The sequence below is a fragment of the Allorhizobium sp. DMC15 genome, from assembly GCF_056314065.1.
In genome coordinates this window covers 1,084,600-1,107,145 of the sequence record NZ_JBQUZB010000001.1, presented here as the reverse complement: position 1 = coordinate 1,107,145, position 22,546 = coordinate 1,084,600, and the positions used below count along the sequence as shown (strand labels likewise).

20 protein-coding genes, 1 tRNA gene and 1 pseudogene are annotated in these 22,546 nt (G+C 55.0%); 13 read left to right on the top strand and 9 right to left on the bottom strand.

The annotated features are described in order from the left end of the window. The first annotated feature begins 17 nt into the window (after window positions 1-17). Both ACT53S_RS05365 and ACT53S_RS05360 read left to right on the top strand, forming a co-directional pair. The gene (locus ACT53S_RS05365) at window positions 18-911 is read left to right on the top strand and encodes a MerR family transcriptional regulator (protein WP_476066194.1); all 894 of its coding nucleotides are present in this window, start codon (window positions 18-20) and stop codon (window positions 909-911) included. A gap of 195 nt (window positions 912-1,106) precedes the next feature. Next, complete coding sequence (locus ACT53S_RS05360; protein ID WP_476066193.1) at window positions 1,107-2,813, top strand: methyl-accepting chemotaxis protein; 1,707 nt, start codon at window positions 1,107-1,109, stop codon at window positions 2,811-2,813. A 54-nt stretch (window positions 2,814-2,867) separates the two neighbouring features. Here ACT53S_RS05360 and ACT53S_RS05355 read toward each other — a convergent pair whose 3' ends face one another. After that, complete coding sequence (locus ACT53S_RS05355) at window positions 2,868-3,926, bottom strand: LacI family DNA-binding transcriptional regulator (RefSeq protein ID WP_476066192.1); 1,059 nt, start codon at window positions 3,924-3,926, stop codon at window positions 2,868-2,870. A 317-nt stretch (window positions 3,927-4,243) separates the two neighbouring features. Then, window positions 4,244-4,320 (bottom strand) — tRNA-Pro (locus ACT53S_RS05350). 426 nt (window positions 4,321-4,746) lie between these two features. Here ACT53S_RS05350 and ACT53S_RS05345 point away from each other — a divergent pair. The 11 genes from ACT53S_RS05345 (at window position 4,747) to ACT53S_RS05295 (ending at window position 15,597) form a co-directional block, all read left to right on the top strand. Further along, window positions 4,747-5,163, top strand: a complete 417-nt coding sequence (locus tag ACT53S_RS05345; RefSeq protein ID WP_142070216.1) for a hypothetical protein — start codon at window positions 4,747-4,749, stop codon at window positions 5,161-5,163. Window positions 5,164-5,584: 421 nt separating this feature from the next. After that, window positions 5,585-5,863: a hypothetical protein gene (locus ACT53S_RS05340; RefSeq protein WP_476066191.1), complete on the top strand. Its 279-nt coding sequence runs from the start codon at window positions 5,585-5,587 to the stop codon at window positions 5,861-5,863. A gap of 438 nt (window positions 5,864-6,301) precedes the next feature. Beyond that, window positions 6,302-6,868, top strand: a complete 567-nt coding sequence (locus ACT53S_RS05335) for a sugar transferase (protein ID WP_476066190.1) — start codon at window positions 6,302-6,304, stop codon at window positions 6,866-6,868. Window positions 6,869-6,954: 86 nt separating this feature from the next. Further along, window positions 6,955-7,872: an NAD-dependent epimerase/dehydratase family protein gene (locus tag ACT53S_RS05330; RefSeq protein WP_476066189.1), complete on the top strand. Its 918-nt coding sequence runs from the start codon at window positions 6,955-6,957 to the stop codon at window positions 7,870-7,872. A gap of 84 nt (window positions 7,873-7,956) precedes the next feature. After that, a complete protein-coding gene (locus tag ACT53S_RS05325; RefSeq protein ID WP_476066188.1) occupies window positions 7,957-8,856 on the top strand; it encodes a hypothetical protein in 900 nt (299 codons plus the stop codon). A gap of 385 nt (window positions 8,857-9,241) precedes the next feature. Next, window positions 9,242-10,330, top strand: a complete 1,089-nt coding sequence (locus tag ACT53S_RS05320; RefSeq protein ID WP_476066187.1) for a polysaccharide biosynthesis protein — start codon at window positions 9,242-9,244, stop codon at window positions 10,328-10,330. Next, window positions 10,317-11,240 carry a glycosyltransferase family 52 gene (locus tag ACT53S_RS05315; RefSeq protein ID WP_476066186.1) on the top strand — a complete coding sequence of 308 codons (924 nt, stop codon included), beginning with the start codon at window positions 10,317-10,319 and terminating at the stop codon, window positions 11,238-11,240. The genes ACT53S_RS05320 and ACT53S_RS05315 overlap by 14 nt, the downstream gene beginning before the upstream one ends. Further along, a complete protein-coding gene (locus tag ACT53S_RS05310; protein WP_476066185.1) occupies window positions 11,224-12,051 on the top strand; it encodes a glycosyltransferase in 828 nt (275 codons plus the stop codon). Before ACT53S_RS05315 ends, ACT53S_RS05310 begins: the two co-directional genes overlap by 17 nt. A 288-nt stretch (window positions 12,052-12,339) precedes the next feature. Next, window positions 12,340-13,485, top strand: coding sequence for a hypothetical protein (locus ACT53S_RS05305; protein WP_476066184.1), 1,146 nt, complete (start codon window positions 12,340-12,342; stop codon window positions 13,483-13,485). Beyond that, window positions 13,485-14,342, top strand: coding sequence for a sugar nucleotide-binding protein (locus ACT53S_RS05300; protein ID WP_476066183.1), 858 nt, complete (start codon window positions 13,485-13,487; stop codon window positions 14,340-14,342). The genes ACT53S_RS05305 and ACT53S_RS05300 overlap by 1 nt, the downstream gene beginning before the upstream one ends. A gap of 85 nt (window positions 14,343-14,427) precedes the next feature. Continuing rightward, window positions 14,428-15,597, top strand: coding sequence for a polysaccharide biosynthesis protein (locus tag ACT53S_RS05295; RefSeq protein WP_476066182.1), 1,170 nt, complete (start codon window positions 14,428-14,430; stop codon window positions 15,595-15,597). 228 nt (window positions 15,598-15,825) lie between these two features. Here ACT53S_RS05295 and ACT53S_RS05290 read toward each other — a convergent pair. The 7 genes and pseudogenes from ACT53S_RS05290 to ACT53S_RS05260 form a co-directional block, all read right to left on the bottom strand. Then, a pseudogene (locus tag ACT53S_RS05290) lies at window positions 15,826-16,967 on the bottom strand (IS3 family transposase). A 490-nt stretch (window positions 16,968-17,457) separates the two neighbouring features. Beyond that, entirely contained in the window at window positions 17,458-18,162 is a 705-nt protein-coding gene (locus tag ACT53S_RS05285) for an acylneuraminate cytidylyltransferase family protein (RefSeq protein ID WP_476066181.1), read from the bottom strand. Continuing rightward, entirely contained in the window at window positions 18,159-19,214 is a 1,056-nt protein-coding gene (locus ACT53S_RS05280) for a nucleotidyltransferase family protein (RefSeq protein WP_476066645.1), read from the bottom strand. The genes ACT53S_RS05285 and ACT53S_RS05280 overlap by 4 nt, the downstream gene beginning before the upstream one ends. A 25-nt stretch (window positions 19,215-19,239) precedes the next feature. Continuing rightward, window positions 19,240-19,854 carry an acetyltransferase gene (locus tag ACT53S_RS05275; protein ID WP_476066644.1) on the bottom strand — a complete coding sequence of 205 codons (615 nt, stop codon included), beginning with the start codon at window positions 19,852-19,854 and terminating at the stop codon, window positions 19,240-19,242. Between the two features lie 32 nt (window positions 19,855-19,886). Then, entirely contained in the window at window positions 19,887-20,960 is a 1,074-nt protein-coding gene (neuB, locus tag ACT53S_RS05270; protein WP_476066180.1) for an N-acetylneuraminate synthase, read from the bottom strand. Further along, complete coding sequence (locus ACT53S_RS05265) at window positions 20,957-21,643, bottom strand: PIG-L deacetylase family protein (protein ID WP_476066179.1); 687 nt, start codon at window positions 21,641-21,643, stop codon at window positions 20,957-20,959. Before ACT53S_RS05265 ends, neuB begins: the two co-directional genes overlap by 4 nt. Beyond that, window positions 21,640-22,545 carry a methionyl-tRNA formyltransferase gene (locus ACT53S_RS05260; RefSeq protein ID WP_476066178.1) on the bottom strand — a complete coding sequence of 302 codons (906 nt, stop codon included), beginning with the start codon at window positions 22,543-22,545 and terminating at the stop codon, window positions 21,640-21,642. Before ACT53S_RS05260 ends, ACT53S_RS05265 begins: the two co-directional genes overlap by 4 nt. Window position 22,546 lies beyond the last annotated feature (1 nt).

Below are 22,546 nucleotides of genomic sequence, written 5' to 3'. Positions count from 1 at the left end.
AGGAGGCTTGCGACAGGATGAATGTGAAGCCGTGCGGGGAGAATGATGGCCAGACGCTGTTGAGCCTCGCTGAGGTGCTTTGCGTCAGCGGCGTCAGCAAGCTCGTTCTCCATGCCTGGGAACGCCGTTACGGTCTGGAGCCCATACAGCGCAGCGAAACAGGGCGGCGATTCTACACCGCCGAACAGGCGGAACGGCTGCGGCTCCTCAAGGTCTGCAGCGATGCGGGACATCGGATCGGCACGCTGATAGGGCTGTCTCTCGATGATCTCCAACGGATTGAAATGGCGGAGATCGCGCGCGGGCGCAACGCGCCGCTGATTGCCGCGATCCGGACCATGAACGGCGAAGACTTTCGCAGCACGCTGCTGACACGCTTGCAGGCTGAGGGGCCGGAGATGTTTCTTGAGGCTACCATCCTCCCCTTGTTGCGGGAGATTGGAAGCCTCTGGTCGGACGGCACTCTCTCTATCGCCGCTGAACATCTGGCAACTGCCAAGATAAAACGGATCCTCGGGACCCTTCTCGACGACTGTCCTGTCGCGCCAGACGATGCACCCCGCATGATTACGGCGACGCTGAGCGGCGAGGAGCACGATATCGGTGCGCTCGGGGCAGCCCTTGTGGCCCGCCTGCATGGCTGGAACAGCCTGTGTCTCGGATCCAACATGCCTCCGGAAGAGGTTGCAGCGGCGGCAGCGGCCCGTGGAGCCCGATGCGTTTGCGTGAGTGCTGTCAACGGCAAACCGGCGCGGCTGGAAACGACCCTGCGCATATTGCGTGGCCTGCTTGCGAAGGATGTTCTTCTGGTGACGGGCGGAGTGGCCTATGGCGCCCTCAAGCCCCCAGCCGACGTGCTCTACCTGCCGCATTTTGACGCCTTCCGGCACTTTCTGCAAAACAATCGCTGATCCGTCCTGCCGAGGATCAATCGCCCGCAACACCCTGCGGATCATTGCGGCTGCGCGCCTGACCGAGGCGCCAAAGATATACAAAATAGCGTCGTATTAGGATATTCTTTATTTCCTGTCGATATTTTCCTCAATTCTAACGTAACCGCCGGCGACGAACTTCATCTGCGTCCGGCCAGTCGAATAGGATGGAACATGGGAATTGCCTCGTTCATGAACGCGAAGACCACCGCCAAAACGCTGGCGTTGGAAGCATTACAGGCGAATGTGATGGTCGCAGATGCGAAGCTGAACATCACGTACATGAACCCGGCCGTGATTGACCTGCTCAAGGAGGCGGAAGCCGACCTGAAGAAAGAACTGCCGAAATTCAGCGTCGCCACGCTGATCGGCAGCAATATCGACGTCTTTCACAAGAACCCGTCGCATCAACGCAACATGCTGGCGACGCTCAAGCAACGGCATAGCGCGACCATCACCGTCGGTACGCGCGTGTTCGACCTTCTGGTGACGCCGCTGAAGGAAGGGGCCAAGACGGTTGGCTTCGTGGTGGAATGGGCGGACGCCAAGGCGCGATTGCTCAATCTCGATTATGCAGCACAGATCGCGGCCATCAGCCGTTCGCAGGCGATCATCGAGTTCACCGTCGACGGTCGCGTGATGACCGCGAACGACAATTTCCTGAAGCTGATGGGCTATAGCCTGAACGAGATCGTCGGACTGCACCACAGCACCTTCGTCGACAAGGAGCACAAGGCTTCCGAGGACTACAAGGCGTTCTGGACGGCGCTGCGCGAAGGGCGATACCAGGCTGCCGAGTTCAAGCGCAGGACCAAGGACGGCCGCGAGGTGATCATCTCCGCCTCCTACAATCCGATCCTCGACATTCACGGCAAGGTGGTCAAGATCGTGAAGTTCGCCACCGATGTCACCGAACGGGTGAAGACGGTGGGCGCACTGGGCGAGGCTCTGAAGCGGCTTTGCTCCGGCGATTTCGGTTTTCAGCTCACAGAACCTTTCGCACCGGAATTCGAATTCCTGCGCCATGACCTCAACCGCTCGGTCTCGCAGCTCTGCGATACCTTCAAGGAGATTTTCACGAGCGTCGAGGTGATCGGCCAGGGAACCCGCGAAATCGGCCAGGGCGTGGGGGACTTGTCGAAACGGACCGAGGCCCAGGCCGCCAGCCTCGAGGAAACGGCGGCAGCGCTGGAAGAGATTACCTCCAACGTGACCGCTTCGGCGCAGCGCGCCCAGGAGGCCCGCGACGTGGCCGGCAATGCCAAGGCCAATGCGGAAACATCCGGCGATGTGGTGGCGCAGGCCGTGGATGCGATGAGCCGGATCGAAGAGTCCTCCTCCAAGATCTCCAACATCATCGGCGTGATCGACGAGATCGCCTTCCAGACAAATCTTCTGGCGCTGAATGCCGGGGTAGAGGCCGCGCGCGCCGGTGAAGCCGGCCGCGGCTTTGCGGTTGTGGCCCAGGAAGTGCGGGAACTCGCCCAGCGCTCGGCCAAGGCGGCAAAGGAGATCAAGGACTTGATCCACAATTCCGCAACCGAGGTTTCGACCGGGGTGAAACTGGTGAGCGACACCGGCGGGGCGCTGCGCACCATTTCCAAGCTGATCGTCGACATCAACGACCACGTGGTTGCGATCTCCACGGCAGCCCGCGAGCAATCGACGGGCCTCGCAGAGGTCAATGTCGCCGTCAACGGGATGGACCAGACAACGCAGCAGAACGCCGCCATGGTCGAAGAGAGCAGCGCGGCTGCATCCACGCTCGCCAGCGAGGCGATGAAACTGCGCGGCATGATCGGCCAGTTCAATCTCGGCAAACAGCAGCACCAATCCGGCGGATGGAGCGAGCAGCACCGTGCCGTGGGCCGCGCGGCCTGAGGCCCTTCGGGGCCTGGATCCGCGACAAACCGCCCGCTCCCGCTACACCGCCGATCAGCACATCGGCGGCTGTGGTGTCGTGCGCGCGGTGGACTGGCGCGGGATGAGCTGGAAGCCGAGATCGATCACCGTTGCCGGCTGGCGGCCGTCGCCGGTGGCTCGGATCAAGAGATCGGCGGCACGATAGCCGATTTCGTAGCGCGGCAGGCGGACCGACGTCAGCGACGGATAGGCCACGCCCGCATAATCGAAATCGTTGAAACCGCAAATGCCGAATTCGGTGGGCACGCGGCGTCCGCGCCGCTGGCATTCGAACAGGGCGCCAAGCGCGAGGTCGTCGCTGTGGCAGAAGGCGGCATCGGCCTGTGGGAACGCTGTCAGCAGCCGGTCGAGCAGATGGGCGCCAAGACCGACGCTGGTGTAGCTGTCGATCGACAGGACGAGATCGGGATCGAAGAGCCCTTCCGCCTCCAGAACCGCCTTAAATCCATCCAGACGGCGCTGCGCCCGCGTGTCCCAGCGGGCGCCCAACATGGCGATGCGCCTGTAACCCTGTTCGAGCAGGTGGCGGGTCGCCGCTTCCGCCGCCTGCCTGTGATCGATACCGACAGCCATTTCCGCCGGCGTGTGGCTGACATCCATAATCTCCACCACAGGACAGGGCGCACGCCGCAGGAGTTCATCAAGCGCCGGATCATGCTGGAGGCCGACGTGAATAATGCCGGCTGGGTTCTGGGAGTAGAAAAAACGGAGCTTGCGCGCGTCATCCTCCCGGCCATCGCCGGGATTGGCATACTGGATCCGCAGATCGGTGGAGCGCACCCTGTCTTCGATGCCCCGCATCACGGCGATGAAGGCATAGCTGGTCAGACCCGGTGTCAGAACCCCGATCAGGCCGCTGTCCTTGCTGGCCAGCGCGCGCGCGGCCATGTCCGGCACATAGCCCATCTGCTCGACGACCCGCAAGATCGTCTCCCGCAAGGCAGGCGATACCTTTTCAGGCTCTCGCAACGCACGCGACACGGTGATCGCGCTCACGCCAGCGGCCTGGGCGACATCCGAAAGCGTTACCTTTTCCTGGCGGTGCCGCCGCCGTCTGGTGCCTGGAATCATGTTGTCAGCTTAGCAGATTCTTCAACCGATAGTAGATCGAATTCTCATCTATCGATATACCGGAACAAACGCCCGGAAATGTAGGTTATTCTTAAATAACCGCAGGTGCAACAGCTTGCCCCGACAAAACCCAAGGTGGACGAGCATTTCGCTTTGTTATTTACTACAACTATAAGTGGGATTTACCAGTTTGCCCTGCACAGGCGCGCGGACGCCCGCAGCCTTGAACGGCCGGAGGAAAGGTACAGATCGGGGAACCGGACGTTCCGCACCCAGCGCAAGAACGAAAAAACCCCGCCGAAGCGGGGTTTTCAAGCTGGTCGGAGTGGAGTGATTCGAACACTCGACCCCCACGTCCCGAACGTGGTGCGCTACCAGACTGCGCTACACTCCGTGACCAGCGGCGCCTCTATAGACCAGCGTTTTTCCGAGTACAAGCAGGCTCGCGACAAAATCACGACAGAAAGTCGAATTTTTTCACGAAGGCAGTGGAAAAGCCCGCATTTCCAGGGATTTGGTAGCAGGTGACGCGGATTGCCGAGTGCGCGCGGCGGTCTCACTTCGCTCGGCGGGATGTCGGCGCTGACGAATGGGCGGCCTCAAAACCCGCTCAAACCGCCGGGATGGGGCGTCGGCGCTCCGGGGGCCGGCCCCAGTTCGTTGCGCGGACGCATCAGGCAGAAATTTTGCAGTGCGTTGGGTTGAGGAACAATTTCCCCTCCGGCGTTTTCTCGCTAAAGGCAGGATGGATCGCGCGACCGGCAGCGCGCCGCAGACCAAGGCCGGCAGACGCACATTCAGGGTGCAAGGGGCAGCGACAATGACATTCCGCAACATGCTGACGGCGGGCCTGGTGGCCGCTTTCGGATTGGCAGCCGCAGGCTGCACGACCACGGGCGTTCCCAAGAACGAGGTCGAGGCGCGCTGGAACGGCCAGCAGGCCGGCGCCTTCTTCGCGCGGTTCGGACCTCCCGTCACCGATACGGCCGCCGGCAATGCAACGCTTTACACCTGGCGCGGCGGCAACAAGACCCGCGTGATCCCGGCCACCTACGAAGATCTCGGCAATGGCAAGAAGGGCAAGCTTCTGACCCAGGCGCGCACGCAGTATCTGCGCTGCGAGGTGCAGCTGACCGTCTCGCCGGACTATGTCATCCGCGGCATCCGCACCGTGGTCGATCGGCCCGGCGTGGACGGCGGCAAGAGCTATTGCGCAGAATTCCTGGCGGCCGACTGAACGTTTCAGCCCGACATTTCAAAGCCTCCGGTCCATTCATGGGCCGGAGGCTTTTTCGTGCCGCTTTGGCAATCATCACAAATGGGAGAGAGGCCGGCTGCATGCCGGATACCGTCGGTTCGCCCGCAACGGGAGGACGCCGTGGATGACGCCCTCCCCCGATACGCGAGACTGAAACCGATGCGCTTCTCGACGCTGTACCCTGATGGAAGCGAAATGGTTATACCGAGATCAGGGTTAACACTATCCTTACATCGCGCAGAGTTTATGGTTAATTTTCCGTGACTTGAGCTGACCGGTTGCGTGGGGTTCGGCAGCGACCGAGGAGCGCTTGCCAAAGAGCAAACCGGGAGGAGAACGGCCCAGAAAGTGAGGAAAGTCCGCCCTCAAGGCCGGATTCTCTCTTGACGATGTTCTCTTTATGTTCACATCATCTTACATGACGCAGGCACTGGACACTCTCGGAAAAGCACTCCGCCACAACATGCTGGTGGTCGTCACCTGTCGCGACTGCGAGCGCCAGGCGCGCTTCCTCGCCCGCGACCTCGCCACCTTCTATGGCCACGGCAGAGACCCCTTTTCACTGAAATTCCGCTGCACGGAATGCAACAAACACAATTGCAAGATCACCCTGATGGACAGCCCTTACGACCGCACACCGGAAACGATCGTCTGGCGACCGGTCAAAGTGAAGCTTTAGGGGTTTAGTGTTCAGGGGGCCTTGTCGTTGTCCGCATTTTGCAGGCCTCCGAAACGATAAAAATTCCCGATCACCTCAGATGCCGTTACGACAGTTTGGTACGACAGTTTGTGACGACTGTCCGGGGGTATATTTGCGCAGCTCCAAGGAAAGCTGATCTGCGGGCGAGATGGCCGCGAACCGTACGGGTTCCACTCAAATCCAACCGTCTAAAGATATGCGCCAACATGAAACGTAAAACGCGCCCCCGGAGCACCGTAACCTCCGGCACCGACACGACCATTTTGGCGGCTTGGGCGGGCGCGTGATGAGACATCTTGAACCCAAACTGAAACGTCCGAGCCAGGGCAGACCTCATATGCGTTAGGGCTAGCGATGCGAAGCCAATTGCCCTATTGCCCAGAGGCATATGGAAATCTGAATGCCGGACCGGTGCGCATGTTTATGAAGAGAGCGTTTGATATTGCTGTTTCGGTCATCGCTGCCATCGTTCTGGCAGTTCCGATGATCGTCGTGGCGCTAGCGGTGCGCCTGACCTCGAAGGGACCAGCTCTCTACTGGTCCAAGCGCGTTGGCCGTGACAATCACCTGTTCTCGATGCCGAAATTCCGGACGATGCGGATCGATACACCCGTTGTAGCGACCCACCTTCTCACGGACCCGGCAAAACACCTCACGCCGATTGGCAGCTTTCTGCGGAAATCCAGCCTCGACGAGTTGCCGCAATTGTGGTGCATCTTAAAGGGCGACATGAGCCTTGTCGGGCCGCGGCCAGCCCTGTTCAACCAGGACGATCTCGTGGCTGCGCGTACGGCTGTGAATGTACATAAGCTGCCGCCAGGATTGACGGGATGGGCACAGGTCAATGGTCGCGACGAACTGGCGATCCCGGACAAGGTGGCACTCGATGCGGAATATCTGAAGCGAAGAAGTTTTCTGTTCGATCTGCGCATTCTCGTGATGACGGCGATGAAGGTCGTCGGTGGATCCGGTGTTCAACACTGAACCCCGCCCCCTTTGCCAACCTCGCCGTAAGAAGCAACTCGTCAGCGTATGCTTTGAGGACGTGAAAACAAAGTGGAGCAGACATAATGGGAATGACCTTGGTAACCGGCGCCTCAGGATTTGTCGGCTCGCACCTCATGAAGGAGATGGCTCAGCGGGGTCTGCCGGTTCGTGGCGTCACGCGCGGGACGGTGCCGGGGCTGGTTACGGTGCCAACCTACGGTCCTGAGATGGATTGGAGCGCCTGCCTCGAAGGGATCGACACTGTGGTCCATCTTGCTGCGCGCGTTCATGTCATGCGGGAAACTGCATCTGACCCGCTTTCGCTGTTTCGAGAGGCCAATGTCACTGCCACGGTCAATCTGGCACGCCAAGCCGCGGAGGCCGGCGTCCGCCGCTTCATCTTCGTCAGTTCCATCAAGGTGAATGGTGAGCGCACCGAGCCAGGCAAGCCCTTCACGGCTAACGACCCGCCGAACCCGCAGGACCCATACGGCATTTCGAAGGCGGAGGCGGAAGCGGCGCTATTGGCCTTGGGTCGTCAAACCGGCATGGAGATTACGATCATCCGCCCTCCCCTTGTGTACGGCCCGGGCGTCAAAGGTAACTTTCGCAGCTTGATGAAATGGGCGGCGAGCGGACTGCCCTCGGTCTTTGGGGCTGTAAAGAACAAACGTTCCTTTGTGCATGTGGCGAATTTGTGTGATCTTCTGATCACGGTGCTGGATCATCCAAGGGCCGCGAACCAGGTGCTTTTGGTAAGCGACGGCCTGGATGTCTCGACCCATGAACTTGTGGCGCAGCTGGCGCTTGAGGCGGGACGCCGCATTTGGAGCTTGCCGGTTCCACTCTCAGCGCTCCACTTTCTCGGCAGCGCTCTCGGCCACGATAAGCTCGTTTCGAGGCTTACCGACAATCTTCAAGTAGATATTGACGCGACCTGCCTCGCACTTGACTGGAGAGCGGAAATGAACAAAACCGCAACAAACCCTCCGTTTAAATGATGGGATATCTGCACCGGCGATTTCGTATTGGACAGAATCATATCGATCGCACAACCGCCTATCAATTTCTGAAAAGGATAGGACATGTCAAACGGCAATCGAGAGTATAACGAGCCTGATAAGCTTGATTTTGTTACTTTTCTCGTAACAAATTGGAGATGGCTCGTCGCTGCTCCAATAATTGCCGCGCTGCTAACTGCCGCATGCCTCAAGTTATTTTCCTCACCTGTCTATGTTTCCGAGGCGGTCATCAGAATCATGGTAACCGATGTGCCGAGGCTCAGAGATGAAAACGTCATAGAAACCGCTATCATTAACAGCGGATTGCAAGATCAATTTGATGGCTCGATAGAAGACGCGATACATCAGGTAACCAAAAGAGACTTGAAGGTGATGTCGGTCGGGCGAGCACCTAATATTGGTCGCAGTTTGTATCGAGTCAGCCTGACCTACAAAACTCCGGATGGTTCCCAGGCTCTTCTCGAAAGCATAATAAAATCGTTTATAAATGACTCCATCCCCAAAGGAGAAAAGAGAGAAGCAATTAAAGCACGAATAAACGCGTTGAAAACAGAGATATCCGATATAAGTGCGGTTATAGTACTGCCAGAGCAAAATTCTGACACGGCTGATGAAGCGGAAAAACCCTCAGGGCGGCCAGAATCCGACGTCAACTTTGACCTGAAAAGAGTTTCCAGCTCTCTCGCCAAGCGATACTACGAGCTGACACAGCTTTATGAAGATTTGTCTGGCTCCGTTTCCGCGGCCGATGTGGTTCAGGGAGTCAACCCTGCCACTGGTGCGCGTTTCCTTAGTGACGCAATTCTCATTATCACCGCGATGGTAGTGGCAACCATGGCCACGGCCCTAACCCTGCTGATACGCCAGAGTTTCCGGACAGAGTTGAATGACGAACAACAGTTAAAAATCATCAACAAGATTAGACATACCTTCGGCCTCAAGCCTATCATAAGAGAAGGATGACAGAGCGGGCTCGAGAAATCCAAGCTAGGACAAGTGAATTTGCTGTCTGAATTCGGCTTATATGATATGTATCGAAGATGCGCCCCCTCCGGATTAACGGGCTCTCAAGGAGACAGTTTCTCAGGCTTGATGTTCGAAAGAGTTCTGATGCGAAAAGGCCGAGTTACCGAAGTACGTATCAAGTCTGGCTTTAAAGAGCAATTCCGAACGAGCCTCGCTCACATGTCACAGCCTCTCATGCATCGCCCCGCCAGAGAGAATGTTGGCATTGAGGGTACCGCGACCTATTCCGAAACAAAGATCTACACTCACCACATAGCTGCCGATGAGGAGAGCTATTGATGGCAGGGGATCTGCGAACCAGCCTGAATCCGCAACGCATGACTTGACCTACATTGCTCTTTCGTCCCTGGCGCGCGCCGCTGAACAGCAAGAGAATACAAAACGGAATGAGATGATGGATTATAGCCCAGAAGACTGTTTCATGATCACCGGCGGTACCGGATCATTCGGAAACGTGATCGTGAAGCGCCTGCTTTCAACCAAAGCCGGTGAAATTCGCATATTTAGTAGAGACGAAAAAAAGCAGGAGGAACTCCGTTTCCTGTATCCGGACCCGCGGCTGAAATTTATTATTGGCGACGTCCGAGATGCAGATGCTGTGAGTCGCGGGATGCCCGGTGTCAGATACGTCTTCCATGCCGCAGCTCTGAAGCAGGTGCCAACATGCGAATTTCATCCGTTGGAAGCCATCAAGACAAACATACTGGGCGCTGAAAACGTAATGCAGTCTTGCATCGATCACTCAGTGGAACGTTGCGTAGTACTAAGTACCGATAAAGCAGTATACCCCATCAATGCAATGGGAATGAGCAAAGCGCTGATGGAAAAAGCTATGGTAGCGAAATCTTACATTAGCAGGAAAACAGTGTTTTGCGCCACTCGCTATGGCAATGTGATGGCCTCGCGCGGTTCGGTGATCCCTCTTTTTCTCAACCAAATGCGCAGCGGCAAATCGGTTACGATCACAGATCCACGAATGACGCGTTTTTTAATGTCATTGGAAGATTCTGTCGACTTGGTTGATTATGCATTTTTGCACGGTCGTCCCGGGGACATCTTCGTCCAAAAGCAACCAGCTTCAACCGTTTACGAACTCGCTCAAGCCTTGGCGAAGATACTCGGCATCCCTTTCAACTACACTGAGATCGGCACGCGCCATGGAGAAAAGGTTTACGAAACCTTGATATCGCGAGAGGAAATGATCCGATCAAAGGAGCACGATCGCTATTTCGAAATCTCTCGAGACGAGCGGGATTTGAACTACTCATCGTACGAATACAAAGGGAACCCCGATCTATCACTCATCAGTGATTATACATCAGACAACGCCGCGCGCCTTGAGGGAGCGGCCCTTGTCGATTTCCTTGTCGCGAAACTCGGCAGGAAGTACTTCCAGAATGATAGTTTTTGAAGCTCGCAACTCCTACGAATTACTGGTCTCCTTTCTCTTTGGAAAATATCTGGTGACCCGCGACGGTGAAAGTGTCGGGATCTTGGGTTTGAATACCGACAAGAACCTGAACGTTTCAGCGATCGCAGACTGCGGCGTCGACATAAAGATGATCTCTGCACCGCGCAGTAGCCTGGGCACCAAAGTGCTAACAACGCTATTGAGACATCGGCCGTTCAACCCTTGGCGTATAAAGCGTGTATTCCTATTTCACGAGATTAGCCCCCTGTTATTGGCCCGCCTGTTCGGGGCGGAAATCAATGCAGTAGAACATGGAGAGATTAACTACCGAAACGTCAGACACGTTTACGCAAACTTATCGCATTTCCATCCCTATCCGCTCATAAAGCGCCTGTTCGGCCAACATTTTGTGGGGGATGGAACTATTTTCACCAAAATATATCTTAAAGATCCAGCAGGATCACCGACGGCCTTGATGAAAAAAGTCGTACCGTTACTACTGGAAACCTATTACGATGCCTTGACTCCTTCAGAAAAAACAGCCCTTTCACTCGTTTTCCTTCAGAATTCAACCGATCTCTCAAAGAATACCGCAAAGTCCATACTCGTTACGCAGCCTTTTAGCGAGCTCGGAATAATGACTGAGATACGAAAGATCGAGATGTATCGGTCAATGGTAAACACCGACGACTGCGATTTGTTGATCAAGCCACACCCCAAGGAGACAACAGACTATGCACGCGCCTTCCCTGGCGCCACCATTTTGGACCAAACGGCACCGTTTGAATTAATTTGGCTCGCGGGCCTCCGGAATACGGTCATTTTTACCGTAAACTCAAGCGTAGGAAGGATGCCTGGAATGAATGTTGTAACCCTGGGAGACAGCTATCTCGATGAATTCAAACACTGATTCCATATCATTCTCTGTCCTGATGAGTGTGTACACCAACGACGATGATGCATTTTTCGATCAGGCATTATCGAGTGTGCTAAAGGACCAAACACTAACGCCGACACAGGTCGTCCTAGTTGTCGATGGACCTATTCAACACTCAAAGGCATTGATTATCGAGCGACACAAAGAAGCATTTCCGACCGTTTTGGACGTTGTAAGACTTCCGCATAACTTAGGCCAGGGTCCGGCACTTAATGAGGGGCTTAGGCGATGTAAAAACGAATATGTTGCGCGAATGGATGCAGATGACGTTTCTTTACCGGATCGTTTTGAGAAACAAATTCGGTTCATGACCGAAAATCCCGATGTAGATCTCAGCAGCGGCTTCATTGAAGAATTCAACTCGCAAGAATTGGTTAAAATTAGAAAGTTACCTCTATATAGTCCGGATCTGGAGAGATACTCTAAAACCCGCTCGCCAATTAACCACGGGGCCTGCATTTACAAACGATCTCTCGTAGAAGCCTGCGGTGGATACAACAAATTCCATCAGGTTCAAGACTACGCTTTATTCGTAAAGATGATGAAAGCCGGAGCTAACCTGATGAACCAGCCCGATATTTTGGTAAGAGTCAGACTCCTTGACAACTATGCGCGGAAGTCAGGGCTGAAATATTTTACCGAAGAGGTTCTACTTGCCTGGTACTTTTTCCAGATAGGCCATATTGGAGTTGCAGGTCTCGTACGCAATCTCGCGGTAAGAGCCCTTCCACGACTGCTTGGAAGTCGCGCCATGGGTTATTTGTACAATCGCGTCCTCAGATGACATTCAGAACCTTCCGAATTGGCAGATGTGTCGAAGGCGGATACCGCCTGCCCCCCTTCATCACGTTGCCTCAGAAAACGCCCTGCAGCAGACGAAGATAAATGCTCAAAAGTGTCGACGAATGAGACGCCATAGCTACCGTCCATATCGCATTTGGTGCTAAAGTAAGCATGGCTGCGAAGGAGAGGCGCATTCCAAACTCAATCTTTGTTCCCGAATCACTACAATGTCTAAGCTACCTCTCGCGCACCAGTCATAAAAAGCTCGAGAATCGAGCACGAAGGAACGATGGAATATTCTAAAAAATATTTTCGCTTAATTTCTAAGCATCCGCGTCATATCCTCGTGCTTTCAGCGGCATCACTAATCTATTCAGCCGGCCTTTCAGAACACTTGCTTATATCAACCGGGTGCCAAATATTTATAATAATTTACGTAATAATCCTGGGGATGCTTTTCGGATCATTGACGGAATTTGTTATTATCTCAATCTCTACATTAATATTGAGTATTTTTCAAGGAAATCAGTCTATATTTTTGGCCGTATTGATCTGCACGATCTCCATATCGTCAAAGATGGATAAGATTGCGGTTGCGCACGCCACAATACTATACAGCTTTGCATATTCGGCGCTTAGTGCGGCTTATTTTTACGGCGACTTCGATTTTATTTATGAGCCAAAACTTTACGACAGCTATTTCTTGGCAGGAAACAGGCTTCTTGGTCTCGACGGAAGCCCCGCATATCTGTCCGTACTGGCCGGACTAGGCGCCATCTTGTGCTGCTTTTATATACAACGAAAAGTATTGGCCGCTCTACTTTTAATATTCTTTATTGTAATAGTTGCGCTTACAGCAAGCCGGACTGCGGCGCTCGGCGTCACATTGGGAGCGACAGCGGCACTTCTGCGGAGGAGCGGCTTCAGTTGTGCAGTCACCACAATAGTCGCGCTACCGCTAATCATCACAATTTCTTACTCCCTGCGACCATGGCTGTCCAGCCACCACCTTCTTCTATTAGAGCTATTTACTAGCCACAGAGTTATCAATTGGTCCAACCTACTTATACACTTCGGAACACTTGATATTTCGTCGATTTTACTTGGCGCCGGCAAGCCGGAGCCTATCGTAGATCCAAGTGCGACTCAAAGCATATCATCTGCTTTCTCTTATAGTTACGTAACGTACACAGAGTCCGCAATACTTAAGTTCCTGTTTTATCATGGCGCCATTGCTTACACAATAATGAGTATATTTATCGTGCACAGGTCGAGCCATCTCGAAAAATACAAAGATCGAATTCTATTTTTCTATTTTTTGTTCTGCGGTATATACATAGATGCGATTTTTAGTATTCAGTACATTCACTTGGCATTTGTATTATTTTGCCTTACCGCCCGCATGCCAAACGAAGCTGAAAGAGGGGCTTTGTGATGAAGGTCGTAATTCTTGGCTCCTCCGGAATGTTGGGAGGCGCGTTATATTCAATCCTATCTGGAATACATGAAACAATCGGCGTCGCGCGAAGGGCCGGGCCGTATACGGACTGCGTGTGCGACTTGCTGAGCCCCACACTTTCGTCCTGTCTAGATAGAATTGAGGCCGATGTGGTAATAAATACCGCCGCCATCACAGATCTGGCAACCTGCCATCAACACATCGATCAGGCTTACAGGCTTCATGTCCATTTACCGCAGCAGCTATCAAGACGCCGCGAAAAGCAAATATATATCTCCACCGATTCCGTTTTCGACGGAATGAGCCCCCCCCCTCTGGGTTACGACGAATTGTTTACGCCCTCACCGCTCAATGTCTACGCATTGACCAAACTTCTTGGCGAAGCTCCGATACTCGAAGCCGGAGGGCTTGTTATCCGGACAAACATATATGGCTTCAATCGGTTCCTGCCCGGTCGCAGTATATTCGAGTGGGCTATGTCACGCTTGCGCGATAACGAACCGATGGTCGGCTACCAAGACGTTGTATTCAACCCTGTGAACATCTGGCAACTGTCGCGCAGTTTGGAATTCTGTCTTCGCGAGGATATTTCCGGCTTGATAAACATCGCGGGGGACACAGCAATTTCAAAGGCTGACTTTCTCAGTGCGATCATTCGGATCAATCGACCCGGTTACTCGTGCCTAGACTACCAAGACGCCCCGTCTAGCCAAATCGTCAGACCAAAGCAAACAGTTCTCGACGCAAGGAGATCTTACCGATTGGGGTTGCCGACAATAAAATTAGAGGACGGACTTCTTGAAGTAAGTTCTAGGTTCAGAGGCGACAACTGAGATTGGAAGAATTAGAATTCTTATGATATACTCGATCAGGCTAGTTAATTTAGCAATGCGATTTGCGGCTCTAGGCGCCCGATTCTTGCTTTTTTTCATACTAGCGATCTACCTCCCCCCTGAACAAGTTGGTTTGTTCGGAATCATTTCAGCAACCGTTAGTTATGCTGCCGCTTTTATTGGAATTGACTTCTATCAATACTCAAACAGAGAATTGCGGCACGCTCCGGAAAAATACCATCTGTCGATAATATACTCTAGCATGCTACTCTATTCTGTGATGTACATTGTAGCAATTCCCTTTTTTTGCCTTGCCTTTTACTTCAACGTCATTGAATGGAGTTATTTTTATATAGCCATCGGAATATTGATTTTCGAACATGCAGGACAAGAGCTCTACAGAATCCTCGTGATGATCGAAAGGCCCATCACAGCAGGCGCGGCATTATTTTTGCGGCTTGGATTCTGGGTGTTCGCCCTGACCTGTGCGATGTATCTAAACTCAGCATTTCGTAACATCGAGACAATTCTTTGGGCTTGGTGGCTCGGCACTATCTCCGCATTTTGTTTAGCGTTCAGACCAATACTCGCCATGAGAAACGGTCGGCGACTCATCGGTATGGGAAAAGCGTGGATTATCAAGGGCCTGAGAGCGTCGATACCGCTACTAGTTGGAACGCTCTGCCTGCGTGCCACCGTTGTCTTAGACCGGTACTTATTTGAAATGGAAAATTCGAGAGAGCTACTAGGTGTATACGTATTTTTCGCAGGCATGGCAGCAGCGCTTCCGACAATGCTAGAAGCCGGAGTCTTCTCTTTCCGGTCGCCAAAGCTAATTAGTGACGCTCAAACTTCGACGAGCGGCCAGCTCAGATCAACGGTTCAAGACATACTACGTGAAACGATAATTATTTGCGTCGCCTTCTTGGTGACTTCTGTATTGTTATTTCACATTTTTATGAGCGATACAAATAATAATATTTATTTCGATAATATCGAAATATTTATAATCTGCGTTTTCTCTCAGATTATGCTTTCTGTATCCATAGTTTTTAATTATACTTTATATGGCATGCGGCTGGATAGGCATATAATTATCGGCAACGCATTTGGTTTTTTGTCATTTTTGATTTCATTTTACTTTCTCTCCTTTGTCACGGCAACCTTAGCCATCCCACTTGCTCTAGTTTGTTGCAATACTATTGTTCTATCATATAAATGCATTGTTTATATGAAATATTCGCGCTCGAAATAAGGCTTACTGATCAGCAACGGGCTTTCAGATTCTGTTGACTATAAGTTATGCATCCATGTCTTGCGCGTGTAGCATGACCTAGTGTCTTTCTTCCGCCACGGCGGGTGAGATACCTCCGTTTGGCTTTTGACTTGCCCTCGAGATATTCGGCCATTTTCCCTGAGGTTTCCACTTGTTACTCTTGTACCAAACCTTGGACCGCCGGAAGCTGGAGTTTTCCGGCTCTGATCACGATGACTGGCTGGTTGCGCCGCCGGGTTTATGCAGGGCGACCGGGACGTTATAACCAATCGCTGAGTGAGGGCGTTCCTCGTTGTAGTATCGACGCCAAGTCTCCAACTTTTCGCGGGAAACCGCATGGGTCAGGAACCAGTGGGCGTTCACGCATTCGGACCGCAGCTTGCTGATGAAGTCTTCGATGAAGCCGTCGTCAGTGGGTTTGCCCGGGCGTGAGAAGTCCAGGGTGACGTTGTTGGCATAGGCCCAGGGGTCGAGATCACGGGAGATGAATTCGCTGCCGTTGTCCACCCTGATCGTCTTCGGATAGCCGGTCTTCTGGCAGATGCCTTCCAGTGTCTGGACGACATCCTCACCGCGATAGGTGAAGCGTGCGTCGGCGGCGGGGCAGTGGCGCGAGTGCGTGTCGACCACGGTCAGGATGCGCAGCTTCTTGCCAGTCGCGAGCTGGTCGTGAACGAAATCCCCTCTCGGCGTTTGCCAGCAAACGCCTGCCAGGGCAGGGCATTGCCCAGACATCATTCGGCCCGACAGCCTCCTGGCGATCGTCTCGGAGCTTTGCCTTAACCCGGCGCTTGGGATGCTTGTTGCGCAGTTGAAGCCCTGACTCGCTGTAAATCCTGCGTGTCTTCTTCATGTTGATCTCCCAGCCATCGCGGCGCAAGTGCACATGGACACGGCGGTAGCCATACCGCACGCGTGTCTCGCAAATCCCCTTGATACGTCGTTCGAGTGGGACCTGTCCGGTGCGGCGAGACTTGTAGTGGTAGGTCGATGTATCGAACTTCAGGACCGTGCAGGCCCGTCGGATGGATATGCCCCAGTCCACCAGCATCCCGTCGATCAGCTTGCGCTTGCGAACAGGCCTTAGAGCTTTCGGCGCATAAAATCTTGCAGCATCTCCCGGTCCAGCGTCAGATCGGCCACGATCTTCTTCAGCCTGGAATTCTCATCTTCCAGAGCCGTCAAGCGAAACATCTCATCGGCAGCAGACCCGCATACTCTTGACGCCAAATGAAATAGGTCGCCTGGCTGATCCCAGCCTTCCGGCAGATCTCTGCCACCGGCACACCGTCATCGCCCTGCTTCAAAATAAACGCCTTCTGCGGGTCTGAGAACTTCGATGCCTTCATGCTTGCGCTCCTTCTCCCAGCCGGGAAACAACGCGGATAACTCCAGTTATGAACCGCCTAGTTTCTGGGGAGCAGGTCACCGGATATAGTTCCTCAGATTCAGAGAACCTGTATGTCCGCTATGGGCAGCTACAATTAGCAGCGCCGGATGTGGCCGCTCGCCGCTGACAAGGGTTCTCCTTCTCGTTCAAATAGATCCGTCGATCCTCCGCCTGATCAATAGCCGGAAGTGATTGTGACCACACAGCGCGGTGCGCAATCTTATCCGGCCTAGTCCCAGAAAATTTCGGTGCCTCTGTTGCGTCCCCAACTTGGATTACTACCAGTGGATCAACGCATCGCGGTCCTTCTGCGTGAGCGCTGGGGGCCTCCTCCAGACGTGCACGAAACCAAACAAAGTGTAGCGGTATCTATCGTGGGGTGCGCCACAGTCATGCGATCTTGGAGTCCAATCACGGCCGCCTAATCTCGCTTCGAATCTGTTGGGATACTATGGAGCCAGCCAGAAACGTCCGCCCCATACTGCAAGTTGGCGCTCCGCTGCCTCGAAATCTTGCAGCGTGTCGATGTCGATCGAGCGATCCAACGGCATCTCATAACCTAGCCCATCTTCGAATAGCAGACGCCCTTCGTCTCGAAACCGTTTCGCGTCGACAAAGTAGAAAGCTCCGTTTAACAACATTGCCTTCGGCAGATCTTGTCGGCGTAAACCCGCTGGTGGCAATGGCAGGAGGCGCTCCAGCCGACCGGTATCATCTTTGCTATACATTAGCCAAGGCGATACCGCCGCTTCGCAGACCGACACACAGCCGCCCGCGCCGGGCACGCTCTTCCACAATGAGAAACCCGCATCCAAGTCGGCCCCGGTGCGGAACGGCGACGTCGGCTGCAGAAGCACCGCGCGGTCAAACTCCGTTATCCGTTCAAGTACATGTGCCATGACATCGACGGATGTGGCCGTGTCTGAGGCAAGTGACGCAGGACGCATGAACGGCACCTCGGCCCCGGCCTCCTTCGCTGCACTGGCTATTTCGTCATCGTCGGTTGACACCACTACGCGCGCTACACATTGCGCTTGCAGCGCTGCACGCACCGTCCACGCGATCAACGGCCGCCCCCCCAGCAGGCGCACGTTTTTTCGAGGAACCCCCTTGGACCCGCCTCGCGCGGTGATTACCGCCAAAACGCCGCTCATTTCCTGAACACCGTCTCGAACTCGGCACGGGCGCGGTCGAGGTCCTCGATGCGACCGATGTCCATCCAGTATTCCCGAACCGCGAAAACAGAAACCTTGTGTCCTGCATTCTTCATCCGGGTGATCAGTTCCGGCATGTCCAGTGGCTCGTGTTGACGGATATGGTCGAAGACTAGCGGCGAGAGCGAGTAGATTCCCGCATTCACTAGGTGCCGGTATATCGGCTTTTCTTCCATCGAGACCAAGGTGGTGCCATCTGCATTCAAGACGCCATAGGGTACCTGCATATTGAACTCGCGGGCACAGATCGTCACCGTCGACCCCGTTTCCTTATGAAAATCCATCATCGTTCCAAAGGATGTTGTTGTTAGGATGTCGCCGTTCATCACGACGAAAGGCGAGTCGGGACGCTGCGGCATCAGCGAGAGCGCCCCGCAGGTTCCCATGGGCTTCGTTTCCTCAATGTAGTCGATCTCCACGCCTAGTGACGACCCATCACCAAAATGATCGCGAATCACATGCCCAAGGTAGTTCAGCGATAGGGTGAATCGGCTGAAACCCTGGTCTTGGAAGCGGGTTACGATTCGCTCCAGCAGAGGCTTGTCGCCCACCGGGATCATCGGCTTCGGCATCGTCTCCGTCAATGGGCGCAGCCGCAAGCCTAGCCCGCCCGCCATAAGCACCACACGCGTCGGGCGAGGGTGGACGCTCGTCACGGTTTCGCGCAGCGCCAAGGAAACTAGCTTTCCTTGTGTGTCGATCACGGGAATGTGGTTCAGGCCGCGTTCCCGCATGAGACGTTGAGCCGCGGAAGCGCTTGCCCCCTTCTGCAGCGTCGTGGGGTTGCGGTGCATGACCTCCGAAACAGGCGCCTCAAGCCCAACACCGCGGAGGAGCCCGCGCCGAATATCGCCATCGGTTACGGTAGCGATCAGCACCCCACTGTCGTCCGTCACCAAAGCGATCTGCCGCGCACCGCTGTCGATGACTTCCATTACCAGCCGCAGGCTGGCATGCGGCAGCACAATCATCTTCTCAAGATCGGTTATCATCAAGCAATTACCTCTTTGGTAATCGTCACCCCAAGGGACGGGCCGGATTGCCAACAACGGTCACTCCAGGCGGCACATCTTTCGTAACTACAGCCCCGGCCCCGATGATCGCGCCATCGCCGATCCGTATGCCCTGAATTACGACTGCTGCCGCGCCTATGTGCGCACCGCTGCCAATTGTCACATCGCCTGACAGAGTCGCCCCCGGCGCAATATGCGCATGGCTCTCAATCAGGCATCCGTGATCGACAATGCAACCCGTGTTTACCAGCGCGTTTTCTCTGATCGTCACACCTGCCTGAAGGATTGCGCCGGCTAGCACCTGGGCGCCTTCCTCCAGCGTTACATCCTCGGCGCAGACCACCGAAGGGTGTATCACTACCGGAAAGGTAAAACCGTGCCCCCGCGCTGTGTCAAAGACCTTCCGCCGCAGCGCCGTTGAACCGACAGACCCCAGCCCGTTGACCAGCGCCACCTGTGATGGGTCGAGCTTTTCCAGCGTGGCATCGTCACCCAACCATGGGCATCCCTCGGGCCACTCCCGCCCCGGCGCATAAGGCGCGATACAGCCTTCGGCGCGCAAGCCACAGGCCGTTAGCAGCCCCAAGAGGGACCGCGCATGTCCACCAGCGCCCAACATCATCAGCGTAGTCTTCCGGACCGAGGTCACGCTCAAAGCGCCTCTCCCTCAGCTACCGCACGAGTGTTGATCCTGCCAACGATGTCCCACAGCGCCATGGGCGATATTCCGTCGCCGGGGCGCTTCACCACAATATCGTCCAGCGTCAATAGTTGGCCCTTGTGGAGGTCGCGTGCCGCCAGCAAGCTCTTCCGCACTACAGCGCGGTTCGCCACCTCGGCGGCGCCCGGCTGCTTGATGCCAGTTCCTAGCGCGCGTTCCACAACCCGCACGCCGTTCACCAGCGCACTTAGTTCGTCCGGTTCGAGCGACGCCGCGTGGTCTGGACCAGGCAGGGTGCGGTCAAGCGTGAAATGCTTCTCCAGGACGCAGGCGCCGAGTGAAACGGCGGCCAAGCTGACCGCGTGACCCACAGTGTGGTCGGAATAGCCGACTCTGAGCCCGAAGGCGCGACGCATAGTCTCCATTGCCCGCAGGTTGGTGTCCTCTACCGCCGCGGGATATTCCGTCGTGCAGTGAAGTAGCGTCACGCGCTCCGCCAGCAGGGGCCATACGGCAGGATCCAGCAAAATTTCCGCGAAATCGGCGCGGCCTCTAGGTTGGCCCTCGCGGCACATTGCAAATGCCAGAACGCCAAGCGCCTCCTCAACTTCCGACAGGCTGCCCATACCGGTGGAGAGGATAATCTTGACACCCGACCGTCCCGCGGCCAACAGCAGCGGTGCATTCGTTAGTTCACCAGAACCGAGTTTGATCTCGGGCAGTGCAAATGTCTGGGTTAGTAGCGTAAGACTATCTAGATCGAAGGGGGTGGATAGGAACCGTACACCCTTATCTGCGCAGCGCGCCATAATCGTTTCGTGATCCGAGATTGAAAGTTCGAGCCGCTGCAGCATAGCCAGTTGGCTTTCGGTACCGCCAGTGGTGCGGGTCTGGTAGTCAGCCTTCTTTGCGTTCGCCGAGGCCAATTTTGTCGCCTGAAAGGTTTGAAATTTAACGTAATCGGCCCCGGCTTCTGCAGCCCTATTTACCAGTTCAAGCGCCATGGCTAAGTCACCGTTATGATTTACGCCGGCCTCAGCAATAATCATGGTCGACGATGTCATTGGGTGCTCTCCTTGCTGATACGTTGACGCAGAAGCATGAAGGCCTCTGCTGCAATGAAGCCTGACGCCGCTCCGCGCAATGTGGCCAACGCGCGAATCCCCAGGAAGCTGCGTGGGAAGGGGTGTTCAGAGAACTCGCTCTCGAAGATGCTCGCAATCTCAATCTTCCGGTCTATGGTATCTGAGATGTCAACGAAGACATTGGGCCGGAAACCGGGAGAATCCGGAGACAGGTCAAAATCCGTTTCGGACTGCGTTTCGTAGACGTAAACACGCTCAACGGATCCATAGCGGAACCACTTCGATACCGAGATTGCCGCGTCAAAGACGACCGCATGGTCAGAATGCGCATCGCGGCGATGCGGCAGGTATATATCGGTAGGCTCAATCCGCCTTGTTGCTTCGCTGATTGCGCCAACCAAATCCCCCAATGGAATAGCATCCAGTGTCGTCGTCGGGAAATTCAACTGGATGGTCTCGGTGAAGCCATAAGCCTCCGATACGCGATCAATCTCGGCGGCACGGCTTGCCACCCGCTTGGAAGTGAAGCCTCGTGTCTCGTCGATGCCAGTCACTATTAGCCAATTGATCTCGTCGCCTTCGGCACGTGCGCGCAGCAAAGTGCCACCGCAACCAAGCGTCTCATCGTCAGGGTGGGGAGCAATCACCAAAAGGCGTTTCACAGATAGTCTCCCTCGCGCAGTTCGGGGTTGTTTTCGATGTGAAGCAAGCGCACCGCTCCACCTGCTATCCCCATGCCAGTCTTTACGACAGGGCCGCGATCATCCACTCCCAGCACTTTGCCTGGTTCAGCATTTTGCGGCACCATCTCGGTTACGATTTCACAGCGCCACAGCTTTACTAATTGGTCACGATAGCGGAACTCTGCACCGATGTAAGGGCGTGTAAGGGCGCGCGTGAGGTTATAGACGGACTCGGAGGACATGCGCCAGTCGATCAAACCGTCTAGCGCGCTACGCTTGCGCCAACTGGTGGCCCGGGAGTGATCCTGTGGTACGGCACGTAGATCGCCCGCTATTAACCGGTTGATGATATCATCAATCTGCCTCGACAGCTGCGCCAACACCTTGTTGTACAAGCTCTGGGCATCGTCCTGCGACGTAATCGCCACCGTCTCCTGGCTGAGAATTGGTCCACTATCAGCGCCCTCGTCCATCACGAACAGCGTCGAAGCGGTCTGCTCCAATCCCAGAGCGAGCGCCCAGATAAGCGGGTGACGGCCCCGGTTCTGCGGCAGAGCCGCCGCGTGAAAGCCCACGATGCCACTGCGAGGGATAGTGAGGATCTCTGGCCCCAAGAGCCGCGACCAGCCAATGGTAAAGACGATCTCAGCTCGGACGTGACGCAGGAGTGCGGCCAGCATCTTGGCGTCGGTTTCCTCTGCGTAGTGCACCGGTACTCCCGCATGTGTCGCGATGCTCGCTATATCAACGAAATCCGCATTGAACGTGCTTCCGCGTAGAGTAAGCACGCCGCTGACGACGATCTCCGGCCGAGCCAACAAAGCTTTCAAAGCGACTGCGCTCGACTGCACACAGCCAATGAAGAAAACAGGAATGCGCAAG